At 66.7% G+C, this 18,437-nt stretch carries 17 protein-coding genes; 11 read left to right on the forward strand and 6 right to left on the reverse strand.

The window, feature by feature from the left end; all coding sequences use genetic code 11:
- Window positions 1-81 precede the first annotated feature (81 nt).
- The 9 genes from pyk to BM252_RS00285 all read left to right on the forward strand — a co-directional run bounded on the left by pyk (window position 82) and on the right by BM252_RS00285 (window position 11,001).
- Complete coding sequence (pyk, locus tag BM252_RS00245; protein ID WP_093382030.1) at window positions 82-1,530, forward strand: pyruvate kinase; 1,449 nt, start codon at window positions 82-84, stop codon at window positions 1,528-1,530.
- 84 nt (window positions 1,531-1,614) lie between these two features.
- Window positions 1,615-2,679, forward strand: coding sequence for a class II fructose-bisphosphate aldolase (gene fba / locus BM252_RS00250; RefSeq protein WP_093382033.1), 1,065 nt, complete (start codon window positions 1,615-1,617; stop codon window positions 2,677-2,679).
- A 153-nt stretch (window positions 2,680-2,832) separates the two neighbouring features.
- Window positions 2,833-3,327 (forward strand): 5-(carboxyamino)imidazole ribonucleotide mutase, encoded by a 495-nt coding sequence (gene purE / locus BM252_RS00255; protein WP_093382034.1) that lies wholly within the window; start codon window positions 2,833-2,835, stop codon window positions 3,325-3,327.
- A 123-nt stretch (window positions 3,328-3,450) separates the two neighbouring features.
- On the forward strand, window positions 3,451-4,332 hold the full coding sequence (locus tag BM252_RS00260; RefSeq protein ID WP_093382037.1) for a phosphoribosylaminoimidazolesuccinocarboxamide synthase: 882 nt from the start codon (window positions 3,451-3,453) through the stop codon (window positions 4,330-4,332).
- A 7-nt stretch (window positions 4,333-4,339) separates the two neighbouring features.
- Window positions 4,340-5,368, forward strand: coding sequence for an L-threonylcarbamoyladenylate synthase (locus tag BM252_RS00265; protein WP_093382040.1), 1,029 nt, complete (start codon window positions 4,340-4,342; stop codon window positions 5,366-5,368).
- Between the two features lie 48 nt (window positions 5,369-5,416).
- On the forward strand, window positions 5,417-6,955 hold the full coding sequence (locus BM252_RS00270; protein ID WP_093382042.1) for an alpha/beta hydrolase family protein: 1,539 nt from the start codon (window positions 5,417-5,419) through the stop codon (window positions 6,953-6,955).
- 125 nt (window positions 6,956-7,080) lie between these two features.
- Window positions 7,081-8,685 carry an alpha/beta hydrolase family protein gene (locus BM252_RS00275; protein WP_093382045.1) on the forward strand — a complete coding sequence of 535 codons (1,605 nt, stop codon included), beginning with the start codon at window positions 7,081-7,083 and terminating at the stop codon, window positions 8,683-8,685.
- A 193-nt stretch (window positions 8,686-8,878) separates the two neighbouring features.
- Window positions 8,879-10,255: an SGNH/GDSL hydrolase family protein gene (locus BM252_RS00280; RefSeq protein WP_093382048.1), complete on the forward strand. Its 1,377-nt coding sequence runs from the start codon at window positions 8,879-8,881 to the stop codon at window positions 10,253-10,255.
- A gap of 65 nt (window positions 10,256-10,320) precedes the next feature.
- A complete protein-coding gene (locus BM252_RS00285) occupies window positions 10,321-11,001 on the forward strand; it encodes an OmpW/AlkL family protein (RefSeq protein WP_174900370.1) in 681 nt (226 codons plus the stop codon).
- A gap of 94 nt (window positions 11,002-11,095) precedes the next feature.
- Here the strand turns inward: BM252_RS00285 and BM252_RS00290 are convergent, their stop codons facing one another.
- Both BM252_RS00290 and BM252_RS00295 read right to left on the reverse strand, forming a co-directional pair.
- Window positions 11,096-12,280: an acyl-CoA dehydrogenase gene (locus BM252_RS00290; protein WP_093382051.1), complete on the reverse strand. Its 1,185-nt coding sequence runs from the start codon at window positions 12,278-12,280 to the stop codon at window positions 11,096-11,098.
- A gap of 144 nt (window positions 12,281-12,424) precedes the next feature.
- Complete coding sequence (locus tag BM252_RS00295; protein ID WP_093382053.1) at window positions 12,425-12,928, reverse strand: flavin reductase family protein; 504 nt, start codon at window positions 12,926-12,928, stop codon at window positions 12,425-12,427.
- Between the two features lie 216 nt (window positions 12,929-13,144).
- Here BM252_RS00295 and BM252_RS00300 point away from each other — a divergent pair, with 216 nt between their 5' ends.
- On the forward strand, window positions 13,145-14,011 hold the full coding sequence (locus tag BM252_RS00300) for an alpha/beta fold hydrolase (RefSeq protein ID WP_217429852.1): 867 nt from the start codon (window positions 13,145-13,147) through the stop codon (window positions 14,009-14,011).
- Window positions 14,012-14,098: 87 nt separating this feature from the next.
- Here the strand turns inward: BM252_RS00300 and BM252_RS29815 are convergent, their stop codons facing one another.
- Both BM252_RS29815 and BM252_RS29820 read right to left on the reverse strand, forming a co-directional pair.
- Window positions 14,099-14,404 carry a hypothetical protein gene (locus tag BM252_RS29815; RefSeq protein ID WP_139236230.1) on the reverse strand — a complete coding sequence of 102 codons (306 nt, stop codon included), beginning with the start codon at window positions 14,402-14,404 and terminating at the stop codon, window positions 14,099-14,101.
- Window positions 14,405-14,420: 16 nt separating this feature from the next.
- A complete protein-coding gene (locus BM252_RS29820) occupies window positions 14,421-14,990 on the reverse strand; it encodes a peptidoglycan-binding domain-containing protein (RefSeq protein ID WP_139236231.1) in 570 nt (189 codons plus the stop codon).
- Between the two features lie 302 nt (window positions 14,991-15,292).
- Between BM252_RS29820 and msrA the strand changes: the two genes are divergently transcribed.
- On the forward strand, window positions 15,293-15,859 hold the full coding sequence (gene msrA / locus BM252_RS00305; protein ID WP_093382058.1) for a peptide-methionine (S)-S-oxide reductase MsrA: 567 nt from the start codon (window positions 15,293-15,295) through the stop codon (window positions 15,857-15,859).
- On the opposite strand, the gene BM252_RS00310 is transcribed toward msrA, so the two are convergent.
- Entirely contained in the window at window positions 15,837-17,084 is a 1,248-nt protein-coding gene (locus tag BM252_RS00310) for an SAM-dependent methyltransferase (protein ID WP_093383205.1), read from the reverse strand. The two genes, msrA and BM252_RS00310, sit on opposite strands and share 23 nt — an antisense overlap.
- A 65-nt stretch (window positions 17,085-17,149) precedes the next feature.
- Window positions 17,150-18,328, reverse strand: coding sequence for a pyridoxamine 5'-phosphate oxidase (pdxH, locus tag BM252_RS00315; RefSeq protein WP_093382061.1), 1,179 nt, complete (start codon window positions 18,326-18,328; stop codon window positions 17,150-17,152).
- Between the last annotated feature and the right edge of the window lie 109 nt (window positions 18,329-18,437).

Here is an 18,437-nt window from a genome sequence, read left to right on the forward strand (position 1 = left end):
CCAGCAGTAGCCAGTCTTTGTTTGTCCGTCCCCGGCCGCCGGCCGGGGGCTTGTCCGCCAGACCTCACGCTAAGGAATCCTATGTCCCGTGGTACCAAAATCGTCGCAACGATCGGCCCCGCCTCCACCGACTTCAACGTCCTGGTCAAAATGATCCGTGCCGGCGTCGACGTCGTGCGCCTCAATTTCTCCCATGGCAAGGCGCAGGACCATATCGACCGTGCCCGTCTGGTGCGCGAGGCGGCCGCCGAGTGCGGCCGCGAGGTGGCGATCATGGCGGACATGCAGGGACCGAAGATCCGCGTCGGCAAGTTCGAGAACAACAAGATCGAGTTGGCCAACGGCGACAAGTTCATCCTCGACGCCAAGTGGGGCGAGAACGGCGAACTGGGCAACCAGGAGCGCGTCGGCCTCGACTACAAGGCCCTGCCGCGCGACTTGCACAACGGCGACCACCTGCTGCTCAACGACGGCCTGATCGTCTTGGTGGTCGACAAGATCGTCGGCCACGAGATCTTCACCACCGTCAAGATCGGCGGCGAGTTGTCCAACAACAAGGGCATCAACCGCCAGGGCGGCGGCCTGACCGCGCCGGCCCTGACCGCCAAGGACATGGAGGACATCAAGACGGCGATGAGCTTCCAGGCCGACTACCTGGCGATCTCCTTCCCGAAAAGCGCCACCGACATGGAGATGGCGCGCCAGCTGGCCAACATCGCCGGCGAGCCCTTCCACCACAAGCCGATGATGATCGCCAAGATCGAACGGGCCGAGGCCATTCCTGTGCTGCAGGAGATCCTCGACGCCTCCGACGGCATCATGGTGGCCCGTGGCGACCTGGCGGTGGAAGTGGGCAACGCGGCGGTGCCGGCGCTGCAAAAGCGTATGATCAAGATGGCGCGCGCCTCGAACAAACTGGCGATCACCGCGACGCAGATGATGGAGTCGATGATTTTCAACGCCGTGCCGACCCGGGCCGAGGTGTCCGACGTCGCCAACGCGGTGCTGGACGGCACCGACGCCGTGATGACCTCGGCCGAAACCGCCTCGGGCAAGTACCCGATCGAGACGGTCGAGATGATGGCGGCCATTTGCGTCGAGGCCGAGCAGTCCGAATACAACAAGCTCGACGCCGATTTCCTGAATGTGACATTTACCCGTATCGACCAGTCGATCGCCTACGGCGCGCTGTTCACCGCCCACCACCTGCGGGTCAAGGCGATCGTCGCGCTGACCGAGTCCGGTTCGACCGCGCTGTGGATGAGCCGCCACAGCATCGATACGCCGATCTTCGCGCTGACGCCGAGCGTCACCACCCAGCGCAAGGCTTCGCTGTACCGCAACGTGCGCGCCTACCACCTGCTGCAGCAGGCCGACAGCAAGGTGGTGTTGAAGCAGGCCGAGGATTTGATGATCACCCACGGCATCGCCAAGAAGGGCGACATGATCGTCGTCACCTGGGGCGAGCCGATGGGCCAGGTCGGCGGCACGAATGCATTGAAAATCGTCAAAGTCGGGGAATTCGAATAAGCGCCGGCGCCGCACCGGCCCGGCCGCGCAGGCGGTGGGCGGTGCGCGCGGCAACCCAGTTTTTCTATTGTTTGGAGTAATACCATGTCTCTCGTATCCATGCGTCAACTGCTGGACCATGCCGCCGAAAACGGTTACGGCCTGCCGGCTTTCAACGTCAACAACCTGGAACAGGTGCAGGCCATCATGGCCGCCGCCGACGCCGTCGGCAGCCCGGTCATCATGCAGGCCTCGGCCGGCGCCCGCAAATACGCCGGCGAGGCCTTCCTGCGCCACCTGATCGACGCCGCCGTCGAAGCCTACCCGCACATCCCGGTGGTCATGCACCAGGACCACGGCCAGTCGCCGGCGGTGTGCCAGGCGGCGATCCGCTCCGGCTTCACCTCGGTGATGATGGACGGCTCGCTGGAAGCGGACGGCAAGTCGGTCGCCTCCTACGACTACAACGTTGAAGTGTCGCGCGAGGTGGTCAAGTTCTCGCACGCCATCGGCGTCACCGTCGAGGCCGAACTGGGCGTGCTCGGTTCGCTCGAAACCATGATGGGCGACAAGGAAGACGGCCACGGCGCCGACGGCGCCATGACCCGCGAGCAGCTGCTCACCGACGTGGCCCAGGCCGCCGACTTCGTCGCCCGCACCCAGTGCGACGCGCTGGCCATCGCCATCGGCACCTCGCACGGCGCCTACAAGTTCTCGCGCCAGCCGACCGGCGACATCCTGGCCATCGACCGCATCAAGGAAATCCACGCGCGCATCCCCAACACCCACCTGGTGATGCACGGTTCGTCGTCGGTGCCGCAGGAACTGCTGGCGATCATCCGCGAATTCGGCGGCGACATGAAGGAAACCTACGGTGTGCCGGTCGAAGAGATCCAGGAAGGCATCCGCCACGGCGTGCGCAAGATCAACATCGACACCGACATCCGTCTGGCGATGACCGCCGCCGTGCGTAAATACCTGTTCGAGAACCCGTCCAAGTTCGACCCGCGCGACTTCCTCAAGCCGGCCCGCGAAGCGGCCACGATGGTGTGCAAGGCGCGCTTCCTGTCCTTCGGTTGCGAAGGCCAGGCCGCCAAGATCAAGCCGATCGCGCTGGAAAAAATGGCCGAGCGCTACAAGGCCGGCGAGCTGTCGCAGATCGTCAAGTAACTCAGTAAGTCGAGTAAATTGGCGCGTTCGCGCGCCGTGATCCGCCGAGTAGACCCGCGACCGAAAGCGAGGGTCAGACCCTAGGGTCTGACCCTGGTTTTACGCCTCGGGGTTTTGCCGGCGAACCTGCAATTTTTGATTTGAGTGATAAAAATGTCTGAAAAAACTTTAGTTGGCATCGTCATGGGCTCCACCTCCGATTGGGACATCATGAAAGAAGCGGCGCAGATCTGCAAAGACTTCGGCGTCAGCTACGAAGCGCGCGCGCTGTCGGCGCACCGCACCCCTAAAGAGCTGGAAGCCTGGCTGGCCGACATGGAAGCGCGCGGCGCCCAGGCCTTCATCGCCGGCGCCGGCGCTGCGGCCCACCTGGCCGGCGTGGTGGCCGCTTCGACCATCCTGCCAGTGTACGGCGTGCCTATCCCGTCGAAATACCTGAAGGGTCTGGACTCGCTGCTGTCGACCGTGCAGATGCCCAAGGGCATTCCCGTCGCCACCCTGGCGATCGGCGAATCGGGCGCGGCCAACGCGGCGCTGGCCGTGGTCTCCGTGCTGGCGCTGAACGACGCCGGCCTGAAAGCCAAGCTGCTCGAATTCCGCAAGACCCAGGCCGACAAGGTGCGCGGCTCGGTGCTGCCGCAGCTGTAAGCTCAGCGGCGCGTCGTGCCATAAAGTAGTCCCCCGAGTAGTCCCCCGAGTAGTCCCCCGCGCGGCCGCATAGGCCGCCCTGTAACACGGCCGCATAGGCCGTTCTTCAATACGTTAGGAATTATGATGGCTGGAATCCTTGAAACAAACCTGAAATCGCTGCCCTTCCTGCATCGCGGCAAAGTGCGCGACATCTACGCGGTCGGCGACGACAAGCTGCTGGTGGTGCAGACCGACCGCCTGTCGGCCTTCGACGTGATCCTCGACGATCCGATCCCCAACAAGGGCAAGATGCTGACCGAGATGTCGAACTTCTGGTTCAAGAAATTCGGCGATCTGATGCCTAACCACGAGACCGGCATCGACCCGGTGTCGGTGGTCTCGCCGGACGAGGCCGACCAGGTCGCCGGCCGCGCCATCGTCGTCAAGAAGTTCACCCCGCTGGGCATCGAGGCGATCGTGCGCGGCTACATCATCGGTTCCGGCTGGAAGGACTACCAGAAGACCGGCGCCATCTGCGGCATCGCGCTGCCGGCCGGCCTGCAGGAAGCGCAGAAGCTGCCCGAGGTGCTGTTCACGCCGTCGACCAAGGCCCCGGCCGGCGCGCACGACGAGAACATCGACTACGCCGAAGCCGAGCGCATCGTCGGCGTCGACATCGCCCGCCAGGTCAAGGAAGCGGCGATCAAGCTGTACACCCTGGCGGCCGAATACGCGGCCACGCGCGGCATCATCATCGCCGACACCAAGTTCGAGTTCGGCCTCGACGCCAACGGCACCGTGCACCTGATCGACGAGATCCTGACGCCGGACTCCTCGCGCTTCTGGCCGATGTCGAGCTACCAGGTGGGCAAGTCGCCCGAGTCCTTCGACAAGCAGTTCGTCCGCGACTGGCTGGAAACCCAGCCGTGGAACAAGAAGGCGCCGGCGCCGAGCGTGCCGCAGGACGTGCTGGACCAGACCTCCGCCAAGTACGCCGAGGCGCTGCGCCTGCTGACCCAGTAAGACCGCCATGAAGCATTCTGCCGGGAGCCCCGCTCCCTCCGCGGAAATCGTCCAGGCCGCCGCGATCCTCGCATCCGGCGGCCTGGTCGCTTTTCCGACCGAAACAGTCTACGGCCTGGGCGCCGACGCCGAGGACCCGGCGGCGGTGGCCCGCATCTACCAGGCCAAGGGCCGTCCCAACGACCATCCGGTGATCGTCCACCTGGCGCCCGGCGCCGACCTAGACTACTGGTCCAGCGACATCCCGCCGGCCGCGCGCCAGCTGGTGGCGGCCTTCTGGCCCGGCCCGCTGACGCTGATTTTGAAACGCAACGCCCACATTCCCGACGCCGTCTCCGGCGGCCAGGACACGGTCGGCCTGCGCTGCCCCTCGCACCCGGTGGCCATCGCGCTGCTGAGCGCCTTCAAGGGCGGCAAGGGCGGCGTCGCCGCGCCGTCGGCCAACAAGTTCGGCAACGTCAGCCCGACCACGGCGCAGCACGTGCGCGACGAGTTCGGCGACGAGCCGCTGCTCGGCGCCGTGCTCGACGGCGGCGCCAGCCAGGTCGGCATCGAATCGACCATCCTCGACCTGTCGCGGCTGGACACGCGCGGCCCGGTGCTGCTGCGTCCCGGCCACATCAGCGCGCAGCAGATCGCCGACGTCATCGGCCTGCTGCCCGGCCAGCCCGACGCGGCCGCGCCGCGCGCCTCCGGCACGCTGGAGTCGCACTACGCGCCGCACACGCCGGTGTTGATGCTCGAGCGCGCGCAGCTGGCCGACAGCCTGGCCCGGCTGCAGGCCAAGGGCAAGCGCGTCGCCCTGATCGTCCACACGCTGGCGGCGCCGGCCGGCCCGCACGTGACGCTGCCGGCCACCCCGGCCGGCTACGCCTACGGCCTGTACGCCGCGCTGCGCGAGATGGACCAAAGCGGCGCCGATTTGATACTGGTCGAAACCCCGCCGCAGGACGCCGAGTGGCTCGGCGTGAACGACCGATTGCGGCGCGCGGTATTCGGCTCATCGGGTATGATGGAAGCGTTGTTGCGGTCCTGATCCACGCCGTTCCCCTGCGGCTGGCGTGACCGGCGACGGGAGGTTGGCATGCTTCCACTATTGTTCGCTTTGCTACTGGCGGCGGCCGCGCCCGCCGCCGCCAACGAAGGTCTGGCGGCCAACCCCGTCGGCGCCGCCAACGCCATCAGCAACGCCGCCAGCGCCAACGCGCCGCCGGCGCCGCCCCGTGGCGCGGTGCTGGACGGGCCGACGCTGGTGCCGATCGCCCTGGGCGGCGGCGCCAGCCTCGACAGCCTCGACCCCGCCACGCTGGCCGCCGTGCTGCGCCACGCCCAGGGCGGCGCGCTGATGGACATCGCCGGCGAGCCGCGCTGCGCCATCACCATCCACACGCTGCGCTACCAGACCGTGGGCGGCCACGGCGAGCCGACCGACGCCAGCAGCGTCGTCATGCTGCCGTCCGGCGCCGACCCGGCCTGCCAGGGGCCGCGCCCGGTGCTGCTGTACGCCCACGGCACCGTGCTCGACAAGCAGTTCAGCATGGCCCGCCTGAACGGCGAGGCGCGCCTGGTGGCGGCGATGTTCGTCGCCCAGGGCTTCATCGTCGTGGCGCCCGACTACGCCGGCTACGGCGCCTCGTCCTTGCCCTACCACCCCTACCTGAACGCCGAACAGCAGGCCGGCGACATGCTCGACGCCCTGCGCGCGGCGCGCGAGGTGTACGCGCAACTGGGCGTGCGGGCGGCGCCGCGGCTGTTCCTGAGCGGCTATTCGCAGGGCGGTTTCGTCGCGTTGGCGACCCAGCGCCTGATCGAGCGCGACTTCGCCGCCGAGTTCCCGCTGGTGGCGGTGGCCGGCATGTCCGGCCCCTACGCGCTGCTGCAGATGGGCGACGGCATCTTCGGCGGCCAGCCGTTGCTGGGGGGCACGGCCTACCTGCCGCTGGTGACCACCTCCGGCCAGCGCGCCGGCGCCGCCCTGTACGCCAGCCCGGCCGAGTTATACGAGCCCGACTACGCCGCCGGCATCGAGGCGCTGCTGCCCGGCGCGCAGCGCTTCGACGAGCTGGTGCGCCAAGGCCGGCTGCCGTCCGGCGCCCTGTTCGCGCTCGACTCGCAGCCGCAGGGGCAGGGCGCGGCGGCCTTTTTCGCCGCCCACAACCTGGTGCGCAGCAGCTACCGCCAGGCCTACCTGACCGACATGGCGGCCCATCCCTGCGGCGCCGAGCCGGTCGAGCCGGCGGCCTGCCGGGCCGGCAACGGCCTGCGCCGCTGGCTGGCGCGCAACGACCTGCGCAGCTATCGGCCGCGCGCCGCGCTGCTGCTGTGCGGCGGCGGCGACGATCCGGTGGTGCCCTTCGCCAACGCCAGCGCGGCCCAGCGCTATTTCAGCGCGCGCGGCGCGGCGCCGCTGCTGCTCGACCTGGAGGCGGCCGACGCCGCCGCGCCGGCGTCGTGGCTGGCGGCGCGCGCCGGCTTCGCCAGGGCCAAGGAGCGGGTCCGCGCCGAGGCGCGCGACAAGGGCCGCGACCCGGCCAGGGCGGTGGCCGAGATGTACCACGGCAGGCTGGCGGCGCAGTACTGCGTCCGCGCGGCGCGCGACTTTTTCCTGAAGGCTATGCCGTAGCCTGTTGCCACTATGCTAGCATTGGCGGGCCGCCGGTCGACTCGATAGTGCGCCCGGCCGCGTCGTGTCGTTCCAACGCGGCGGCCCATGGGCCGGCCGCACCCTGCCATCGTCGAGGAAAGCCCATGCGCCCTGTCCATCCATTCCCGCCATCCCATGCGGCCCGCCCGGCCCGCCGCCCGCTGCCGCTGGGTTCCCTGCTGCTGCTCAGTCCCCTGCTGGTCCTGTCCGCCTGCGGCGGCGGTGGCGGTGGCGGCGGTTCCGGCGACGGCGTGGTGGTGGTGCCGACCCCGCCGGTGGTCCCGCCGTCCCTGCGCGGCAAGCTGATCGGCACGGCCAGCGTGGTGCCGGTCAGCATCAACGGCGCCAGCGTCAACACGCTCGAGCCGGCCGTCTTCAAACAGTTCCTCGACGACCAGCAACGCGGCAGCAGCAACATCACCGGCACGCCCAGCTGCGCGGTCACCACCTACACCGTCAAGTACCACACGGTCGGCTCGGCCGGCGAGGACACCGAGGCCAGCACCGCCATCATGGTGCCGTCCGGCGGCACGGCCGGCCAGTGCGGCGGCGCCCGCCCGGTGTTGCTGTACGCCCACGGCACCTCGGTGTTGAAGGCGAACGACATGAGCAAGCTCAGCGCCACCGAGCCGCGCCTGGTGGCCGCCATGTTCGCCGCCCAGGGCTACATCGTGGTGGCGCCGAACTACGCCGGCTACGCCGGTTCGACCCTGGGCTACCACGCCTATCTGGACGCGCTGCAACAGTCCAGCGACATGGTCGACGGCCTGCGCGCGGCGCGCCTGTCCTTCGCCGCCGTCGGCGCCAAGGACGGCGGCCGCCTGCTGCTGACCGGCTACTCGCAGGGCGGCTATGTCGCCCTGGCCACCCAGCGCGCCATGCAGAGCGGCTACGCCGGCGAGTTCAACGTGACTGCGGCGGCCGGCCTGTCCGGCCCCTACGCGCTGAGCCTGTTCGGCGACAGCATCTTCGGCGGCGCCCCCAGCAGCGGCGCGGCGGCCTTCCTGCCGATGCTGATCAACGCCGGCCAGCGCGCCAACGCCGGCCTGTACAGCAGCAGCGCCGAGGTCTACGAGGCCAAGTACGCCAGCGGCATCGACAGCCTGTTCCCCGGCGCGCTGGGCATCGGCGACCTGGTGGCGGCCGGCAAGCTGCCCAACGACGTGCTGTTCGCCCAGGACTCGCTGCCGCAGGCGGCCGGCTACGCCGCCTCCTTCGGCGCCGACCACCTGTTCAAGACCAGCTACCGCGACGGCTACCTGGCCGACCTGCGGGCCACCCCCTGCAACGCCAGCAACGCCAATCCGCTCGGCTGCGCGCCGGCCCATCCGCTGCGCAAGTGGCTGCTGAAGAACGACCTGCGCAACTACCTGCCGGCGGTGCCGCTGCTGCTGTGCGGCGGCGACCAGGACCCGGTGGTGCCGTACAAGAACGCCGAGGCGGCCTACGCCTACTTCGCCGCCCAGGGCAAGCCGGCCGGCACGCTGAGCCTGCTCAACGTCGACGCGACGGCGAGCCTGGGCGACTACGCCGACACCCAGCTGGCCTTCGGCGCGGCCAAGGGCGTCTTGCGTCTGTCGGCCCTGCTCGAAGGCAAGAGCGCCAGCCAGGCCGACCAGGCCGTGCGCGACAGCTACCACGCCGGCCTGGTGGCGCCGTTCTGCCTGCGCGCCACGCGCGATTTCTTCGGCCGGGCGGCCAACCGTTAAATCCCTGACGGGAATATGTGTTGTTTGAATTGAAAACATTGCAAGGCGGCCAGAGTGGCCGCCTTTTTTGTTGGACGCGGTGCAAACGTTACAAGTTTTACCCTATACAAGTGCGAACTAGGCTGGCATATTGGTCGGATTGCGAATAGCACATGCGTTCGTAAATATCATAAAAATATCCTCAGGAGACAGCATGCGTCATACCAAAATCGCCCTCGCGGCGCTCGCTCTGGCCGTCTTGGCCGGCTGCGGCGGCAATGGTGCCAGCCCCGGCGGCAACACCCAAAAAATCAAATACGCCAGCCAGATCTCGTTCGGCGACAGCCTGTCCGACGTCGGCAGCTACGCCGTCGGCACCGTGCAAAAGCTGGGCGGCGGCAAGTTCAACATCAACGGCGACAACAGCGCCAGCAACCCCGCGCTGACCGGCAAGAACTGGACCGAGCTGATGGCCGCCCAGTTGGGCCTGGGCGCGCCTTGCCCGGCCCAGACCGGCCTGGACGGCGACGCCAGCAAGGGCTTCGCCGTGCCGGTGGTCAACCACGCCGGCTGTTACGGCTACGCCCAGGGCGGTGCCCGTGTCAGCAACCCCGTCGGCGGCGGCAACAAGGCCACCGGCAGCGCGCTGGGCGCGCTGACCGTGCCGGTGACGGTGCAGATCCAAAACCACCTGGCCGCCGTCGGCGGCAAGTTCAAGGGCGACGAGATGGTCTTCGTCATGATCGGCGGCAACGACGTGCTGGGCCTGCTGAGCGGCCTGCAGGCCGCCGCCGCCAAGGCCGGCACCGACGCCGGCGCGGCCGCCTTCGCCGCCAGCCTGGTGCCGCAACTGGCCGCCGGCGCCAGCAACGTTCCTGCCGCCATGCAGGCGATCGGGCTCGCCATGGCCACCGAGTCGGCCCGCGCCGGCCACACCGACGACAGCGTGGTCGGCGCCGCCGTCACCGCCGCCGCCGGCCAGCCGGGCAACGCGGCGGTGGGCGCGCAGGCCGTCTACGGTCCGATGGTGCTCAAGGCCAAGGCCGTCGGCGAAGCCGCCGGCGTCAAGGCCGGCACCGACTATGCCGCGCTGCACGGCGCCGAACTGGTGGCGCCGATGGCCGCCACCGGCAGGGAGCTGGTCGCGCTGGTGAAGAACCAGCTGCTGGCCAAGGGCGCCAACTACGTGGTCGTCAACAACGTGCCCGACGTGGCCACCTCGCCGGCCGGCCGGGCCAAGTCGAGCGCCACCCAGCAACTGATCGTCGCCATGGTCAACGCCATCAACGGCGAACTGGCCAGCGGCCTGGCCGGCGAGGCCAAGGTGTTGCTGGTCGACGTATACGCCGTCAGCCACGACCAGGCCGTCAACCCGGAACCCTACGGCCTGAAAAATGTCGTGGACATGGCCTGCGACCTGAACCCGGCCAAGAACCCGCTGGTCAGCTCGCTGGGCTGCAACGGCGGCAACCTGGTCGCCGGCGACGTCAGCCACTACGCCTTCGCCGACGACGTCCACCCGACGCCGTTCAACTATCTGCTGCTGGCGCGCTACGTGGCCGAGAAGATGGTCGTCAAGGGCTGGCTGTAAGCCGCCGCCGCACCCACACAGCGGGCGCCGGCGACGGCGCCCCGGATAGAAAATCAGGAGACAAGATGAATCAAGCAATCCCCCGCGCGCTCAAAGTGTTGGCGCTGGCCGCCGCGCTGGCCGCCGCCTCGAACGCCTCGGCGCAGAGCGCCGGCAGCTGGCTGGCCACCCTCGGCATCAACAAGATCACGCCCAAGGTCGACAGCGGCGACGTGTCGGCGCCGGCGCTGCCGCACACCAAGGCCGACGTCGGCTCGGACACCAAGCCGCGCCTGGCCTTCGCCTACATGCTCACCGATAACATCTCGGCCGAGCTCGACCTGGGCCTGCCCTACAAGCACGACCTGATCGGCGACGGCGCCATCAAGGGCACCGGCAAGGTCGGCGACTCGGAGGTGCTGCCGCCGACGGCGCTGCTGCAATACCGCTTCCTGGCGGCGGACGCGCGCGTGCGTCCCTACGTCGGCGTCGGCGTCACCTACGCCTATTTCCAGAAGGAGACCGGCTCGTCGCAGCTGACGGCGCTGCTCAACACCGGCGGCCCGGGCACCACCTTCAAGCTCGACAACAAGTTCGCCGCCAGCTTCCAGCTCGGCGGCACGGTCAGGATCAACGAGCGCTGGTTCGCCGACGCCACCGTCATCAAGACCTACCTGAAGACCAAGGTGCACTTCTCGACCGGCCAGACGCAGGACGTCAAGCTCGACCCGGTGGCCCTGAGCGTGAGCGTCGGCTACAAGTTCTAGGCCGGCCCCGAAGGTAAAAAAACCCGCCACGGCAGCGCTGCCGTGGCGGGTTTTTTTCGTCCATTTGCAGCGGGGCGGCGCGCACCCCCTGGTCTTATTGGAAGGCCTGGATGCCGGTCTGGGCGCGGCCCAGGATCAGCGCGTGGATGTCGTGCGTGCCCTCGTAGGTGTTGACCACCTCGAGGTTGACCATGTGGCGGATCACGCCGAACTCGTCGGAGATGCCGTTGCCACCGAGCATGTCGCGGGCGACGCGGGCGATGTCGAGCGACTTGCCGCAGGAGTTGCGCTTCATCATCGAGGTGATCTCCACCGCCGCCGTGCCGGCGTCCTTCATGCGGCCCAGCTGCAGGCAGCCCTGCAGGCCCAGCGTGATCTCGGTCTGCATGTCGGCCAGCTTCTTCTGCACCAGCTGGTTGGCCGCCAGCGGACGGCCGAACTGCAGGCGGTCCATGGTGTACTGGCGGGCGATGTGCCAGCAGGCCTCGGCCGCGCCCAGCGCGCCCCAGGCGATGCCGTAGCGCGCCGAGTTCAGGCAGGTGAACGGACCCTTCAGGCCGCGCACGTCGGGGAAGGCGTTCTCTTCCGGGCAGAAGACGTTGTCCATGACGATCTCGCCGGTGACCGAGGCGCGCAGGCCGAACTTGCCGTGGATCGCCGGCGCGCTCAAACCGGCCATGCCCTTCTCCAACACGAAGCCGCGGATGGCGCCCTCGTCGTCCTTGGCCCAGACGACGAACACGTCGGCCACCGGCGAGTTGGTGATCCACATCTTGGCACCGCTCAGCGAGTAGCCGCCCGCCACCTTCTTGGCGCGGGTGATCATCGAGCCGGGGTCGGAGCCGTGGTTCGGCTCGGTCAGGCCGAAGCAGCCGATCCATTCGCCGCTGGCCAGTTTCGGCAGGTATTTTTGCTTTTGCTCCTCGGTGCCGAACTCGTAGATCGGCACCATCACCAGCGAGGACTGCACGCTCATCATCGAGCGGTAGCCCGAGTCGATGCGCTCGACCTCGCGCGCGATCAGGCCGTAGGCGACGTAGTTCAGGCCGGGGCCGCCGTACTGTTCCGGGATGGTCGGGCCGAGCAGGCCCAGTTCGCCCATCTCGCGGAAGATGCTGGTGTCCATTTTTTCGTGGCGGAAGGCCTCGAGGATGCGCGGCGCCAGCTTGTCCTGGCAATACGCGGCGGCGGCGTCGCGCACCATGCGTTCTTCGTCGGTCAGCTGCTGGTCCAGCAGGAGGGGGTCATCCCAGTGGAATTGGGCGCGGGCTTGGCTCATGGTGTTTCCTAGTCTCTGGTTATAGTGGCTGGTGCCATTATTCTAAGACCTCGCCACCCGCCCGGCTTTTCTAATGGCGACACCAATTTCCGTTTTCCCGCCGTCGCGGCGGCGGCGATGGCAAAATGACAGCGCTGGTTCGGGCTAGGCCAGGTCGCGGAACTGGCCGCCGTGGAAGATCAGCGGCTGCGCCGGGGTGATTTCGCAATGCTCGACCTCGCCGACGAAGATGACGTGGTCGCCCTCCGGGTAGCGGCTGCGGTTGTGGCATTCGAACCACGCGGTGGCGCCCTTGAGGATGGGTTGGCCGGTGCGCGAGAGCTCGTATTCGACGGCGCCGAACGGGTCCTCGCTGCGGGTGGAGAACAGCTTGGCCAGATGGGCCTGGTCGGCCGCCAGCACGTTGATGACGTAGTGCGAGTTGCCGCTGAAGATGGGCAGGCTGTTGGCGCTGCCGCCCAGGCTCCACAACACCAGCGGCGGCGTCAGCGAGACGGAGTTGAAGGAGCTGGCCGTCAGGCCGCGAAAGCTGCCGTCGGCCAGGCGGGTGGTGATGACGGTCACGCCGGTGGCAAATTGCGCCAGGGCCTGGCGAAAATGGCCGGTATCGAAAGCGGGCGCCGGCGCGCGGGGGGAGCGTGTGTTCATGATCTGCCTGAGTCTTTTTGCCATTATGCCAAAGATCGGCGGCCGTCGCTAAAAACCGGCCGGCCCGGCCGGCCCGGCGGCCGGAATGGCAACAGCTTCGGCGGCCGCTCCGCCGGTCGGGCCGGCGGCCCGCCGATGCGGTCGGCGCGGCTTTGCGTTACAGTGGCGTCCGGTGCCGTCCCCGGCGCCGCGCAATGATCAATGGAGGACTCCCGAATGGAGCGACAATATTCCTTGCCCGCCGCGCCGGCCGTGCCCGCCGTGTCCGCCGCGTCCGCCGGGCGGCGGCCTGCGGCGCTGCTGCTGGCGCTGGCGCTGGCCGGCGTCGCCGGCAACGTCGCGGCGGCGCCGCTGGTCGAGCTGGTGGCCGGCCTGGCCGAACCGCGCCAGGTCGAATACGAGCTGGTGCGCCGCGACGGCAGCGTGCCGGTGGTGTTCGAGAACGGCCTGGCGGCCAAGCTGGGCCAGTGGGAGAAGGTGTTCCGCGCCGTCAGCCAGGAGCGTAGCGCCTTCGCCTACAACCGCCCCGGCTACGGCAACAGCGCGGCGGTGGCCAGTGCGCGCGACGGCGAGCACATCGTCGAGGAGCTGCGCGCGCTGCTACGCAGCAAGGGGCTGAATCCGCCCTACATCCTGGTCGGCCATTCGGTGGGCGGCCTGTATATGCAGTTGTACGCGCGCCGCCATCCGGACGAGGTTAAGGCGCTGGTGCTGGTCGACTCCACCCATCCGCAGCAATACCTCGGCGCCGGCGCCTACGAGCAGTGGCCGACCTTGGTGCGCACCAGCTTCAAGCTGCTCAGCTCGTCCATCGAGATGAGCGAGTTCAAGGCCGCCACGGCCACCGGCGGGCAGGTGTTGGCGCTGCCGGCGCCGGCCGGCGTGCGGGTGATGGTGCTCAGCGCCGCCCGTCCGCTGGGCGAGCGCTCGGCCTACGCCGACGACGCCAACGCCAAGCGCAAGGACATCGTCCGCTTGTATCCGGGCGCCCAGCTGCAGTGGGTCGACAGCGGCCCGGACATTCCGCTCGAGCGGCCCGAGGCGGTGCTGGCCGCCATCCGCGCCGTCGCGGCCGGCCGTTGATTCCGCCGCCGCGCGCCGAACAAGCCGGGGCGAGGAAAAATACCAAGTCGAATCAAACAGGCGCAGCCAAAAACCTCGTCGCGAGAGCTATTTTGTGTAGCTATCAACCGTATCGTTGTAATTATTTTTTATTCTTTTCAGTAATGTTGGATTGTCTTTGTATTTTTCTTTTAAAATTCTGAATTGTTTTTTTGCTCCTCCGCAATATTTATCAATATCTCTTATTATTTGCTCTTTCTGCTCTTTTGGCAGCTCTCCATCATATTCGCCGCCTAAGTGTTCACATGCCCCAGAATTATAGATATAATTCCTTACATCTTTTGGTAAATTTTCGCTGGAAATGGCCGATTGGGAAAGCAAAAAAGAGATAAAAAATAGGTGATATGTCCGCATGATTTTCCCTTGAAATCTAAAGACCATTGTTTGACCAGTGAGGAAAATCCCTCCCCGGGCCTCTGTATTTTTGAACGCCGTAAGTTTTGCCGACAGCTATAAGTTGTTTATTCATTCCTGTCCTAGGCAGTGTGTTGATTTTTACTAGGTTGCCGTCGGCATCTTTTATTTCAACTGTTTTTCCCCAGCTAACATTTATGTCAATTGCAAGCCCGGAGTTGTGTTGGGAACGAAGCGCCGGTTTAGTTTGCAAAGTATGAGTATCGAAAGCCAACGTCATATCTTTGGCTGCTTTAACTGATTTTTCTTTTGTTCCATGATTCCAGTTTATATCTACACCTTGCATCGATGGAATTTTCTCAGGGTCAAGCCCGTTTTTTGCAATTCTCCAAGAGTAATGCATGAGGTAAGAACGTTTCGGAGCTCTGTAAGTCGAATTAATCACAACTTTCATTCCGGCTTGTTTCATTGCATATATAAAATCTTCTACGGCTTGGCGGAAATTTCCTGACAATTCCCTCGTGCCAGTGCTTCCACGGAATCTATTTGCCCATTGCGCCCCACTCAATTCCAGTTTCTCTTCCATTTTTCAATCTCCCGCCGTTTGTGTGAAAAATTACAATTTACGGCAGGCGAAAGAATTTTGGTTTGATAATGATTAATGATTAATGGTTTAGTTCGTCTTCATTTCGACACCATTGCAAATGAGACTCGCATCAATAACCTTGTTAAATCGTTATCGTAGCGAATTAAAGAATAAGAAAACGAGGCAGATTTGCAAACAAGGCCTCTGCCGCGAGGGTGCGGCGGTGCCGTCGAATGCAGGTGCGCGCGGTGCTGGTTTGCGTTACAGTGCATTCATTGGCAATCGTTCACGCAGGGGGAGTCATGACTAGCAATTCCGCGCCGGGCTCGGCGTTAGAAACGGCCGTGCTGGGCGGCGGCTGCTTCTGGTGTCTGGAAGCGGTCTATCTCGAGGTCGACGGCGTCGTGCGGGTCGAGTCCGGCTACACCGGCGGCCAGCAGCCGGACCCGACCTACGAAGCGGTGTGCGCCGGCGCCACCGGCCACGCCGAGGTGGTCAAGCTGAGCTTCGACCCGGCCGTCATCAGTTACCGCGACCTGCTGGAGATCTTCTTCACCCTGCACGACCCGACCACGCTGAACCGCCAAGGCAACGACGTCGGCACCCAGTACCGCTCGGTGATCTACCACCAGTCGCCCGAGCAGGAGGCCACCGCGCGCCAGGTGATCGCCGAGATGGCCAACGTCTGGGACGCGCCCATCGTCACCGAGTTGTCGCCGGCGCAGACCTACTACCGCGCCGAGGACTACCACCAGGACTATTTCCGCCAGCATCCGCTACAGGGCTATTGCGCCTTCGTCGTCGCGCCCAAGGTGGTCAAGCTGCGCAAGGTCTTCGCCCACCGCCTCAAACCGGACGCGGCGCGCTGAGCGCCGCCGCCTCGGCCGGTGCCGCCGGATACATGTAGTGGCGCGACCAGGGCAGGGCGGCCGGATCGCGCCCGGCCTTGCCGCACACCACCTGGTACAGGCTGATCAGGTCGTGCTTGAAGGCGTAGCTGCAGCCGGCCAGGTAGATGTGCCAGATGCGGAAGCGCTTGTCGCCGGCCAAGGCGCGCGCGCGCTCGGCGTTGGCCTCGAAGTTGTCGGTCCAGATGGCGCAGGTGCGGGCGTAGTGGCGCCGCAGGTTCTCCACGTCGTAGACCTCCAGTTCGCCCTGCTGCATCGCCTTGAGCACCTGGCCGAGGTGCGCCAGCTCGCCGCGCGGAAACACGTATTTTTCGATGAACTCGCCGCCGCCGTAGGGCGTCGCGCCGTTGTCCGGATCGGTCGAGGTGATGCCGTGGTTGAGCGCCAGGCCGTCCGCCGCCAGCAGCTTGCCGATGGCGGCGAAGTAGGCGGGCAGCTGGCGCAGGCCGACGTGCTCGAACATGCCGACGCTGGTGATGCGGTCGAACTCGCCGCGCACGTCGCGGTAGTCCTGCAGGCGGATCTCGACCAAGTGTTCCAGGCCGGCCTGGCGCACCCGCTGGCGCGCCAGCTGGTACTGGTTCTGCGACAGGGTGACGCCGACGCCGCGCGCGCCGTACTGCTCGGCGGCGCGCAGCAGCAGCGCGCCCCAGCCGCAGCCGATGTCGAGCAGGCGCTGGCCGGGCCGCAGCTCGACCTTGCGCAGGATGTGGTCGATCTTCTTGGTCTGGGCGGCGGCCAGGTCCTCGGCACCGGTCTCGAAATAGGCGCAGGAGTAGACCATCGCCGGGTCGAGGAATTGTTGGTAGAACTCGTTGGAGACGTCGTAGTGGTAGCGGATCGCCTCGGCGTCGCGCGTCCGGCTGTGGCCGAAGCCGCGCACCACGCGGGTGACGCGGCCCTCTGCCTTCAGGCTGGCGCGGGCCAGCGCGTTGACGATGGCGATCATGTCGTGGGCGCGGCCGTGCACCTCGATGTCGCCCTCGACGTAGGCACCGCCCAGCTTGGCCAGCGAGGGCGTGAGCAGGTAGCGCGCCGCCGAGGCGCGCGGCAAACGGATGGTGACGCGCGGCGCCTCGGTGGAAAAGTCGATCTGCTGGCCGTTCCACAGTTCGATGCGCAGCGGCAGCGCGATTTGCCGGCGCACGCCGGCGATCCAGCTACTCAGTCGGTTCTGTAGAAACATGCCGGCCTCCCGCATGGCGGCGCGCGCGGCGCCGCCGGTGGATCAATGCGACCGGCCGTCCGTCCTTACGGTTGCAGGCGTTCGATCACCCAACTGCCGTCCTCCTGCCGCAGGTAGACGATGCGGTCGTGGAAGCGCGAGCGGCGGCCCTGCCAGAACTCGATGCGCTCGGGCAGCAGGCGGTAGCCGCCCCAGTGCGCCGGCCTGACCGGCTGCGGGCCGCTGGCGGCGCTGACGGCGTCGAAGTTGGCCTCCATCTGGGCGCGGCTGGCGACCGGCTCGCTCTGGTGCGAGGCGATCGCGCCGAGCTGGCTTTGCACCGGGCGGCTGTAGAAGTACTTGTCGTTTTCCTCGTCGGAGGTCTTGACGACGCGGCCCTCGATGCGCACCTGGCGTTCCACCTCGCTCCAAAAGAATAGCAGAGCGGCGTGCGGGTTGTCGCCCAGTTGGTGGCCCTTGTGGCTGTCGTAGTTGGTGTACCAGGTGAAGCCGCGGTGGTCGTATTGCTTGATCAGCAGGATGCGCGAGCTCGGCTTGCCGTCGGCGCCGACGGTGGCCACGCTCATCGCGTTGGGTTCGTTGACCTGGGCCTTGATGGCCTCGTCGAACCACTTGGCGAACTGGGCGATCGGGTCGGCCAGCACGTCGCTCTCCATCAGCGTGGCCTGGCTGTAGTCGAGCCGCAGGTTGGCCAGCGCCTCGCCGCTGGCCGGCGCCAGGCCGCGCCGCGCCTGCATCGCCTTGCCCAGCTCGGCCATCTGCTCGGCGCTGAAGATGCGCTTGGCCATCGGTGCCAGATTGCCTTCCTCCTTGGCCATGTGGCCCTCGTAGGCGGCGACGAAGCGTTGCACGTCGGCCGCCTCGAGGCGGCCCTCCATGCCGTTGGCGACGTCGTTGAGCTGGGCCTGCAGCACGGCCCAGTCGGCGTCCATGCGGACGTGGTCGGCCAGGATTTCCGGCACCAGCGCCTCCAGCAGGTCGGCGTCGGCGTCGCGCGCGGTGGCCTGCAGCATCGGCATCAGGTTCTGCTCCTCGTCGGCGTGGTGCAGGTGGGCGGCGTGGTTGAAATACTTCAACACCGCCTGGGCGGCCTTCTGCGCCGCCGCGTCCGAGCCGTGCAGCGGTAGGTGGCCGAGCAGGTTGTTCAGGGTCAGCAACTGCTTGCGGATGCGGTCGTGGCAGTGTTTGAGGACGGCGATGGGCTGGTCAAAGCCGGGCGCGGTGTCAATCAGGGATTCGCTCATGGGGGTTCTCGACAAAGTGGGTGGCGCGGACGGGCTGCCGTGGCCGGCGGAACCGGCAAAAAAACCATTGTAGAATAATCTCCCCGCCGCGTCCGTTAAAATGGCGGAA

The organism is Rugamonas rubra, from assembly GCF_900114705.1.
Lineage (GTDB): Bacteria > Pseudomonadota > Gammaproteobacteria > Burkholderiales > Burkholderiaceae_D > Rugamonas > Rugamonas rubra.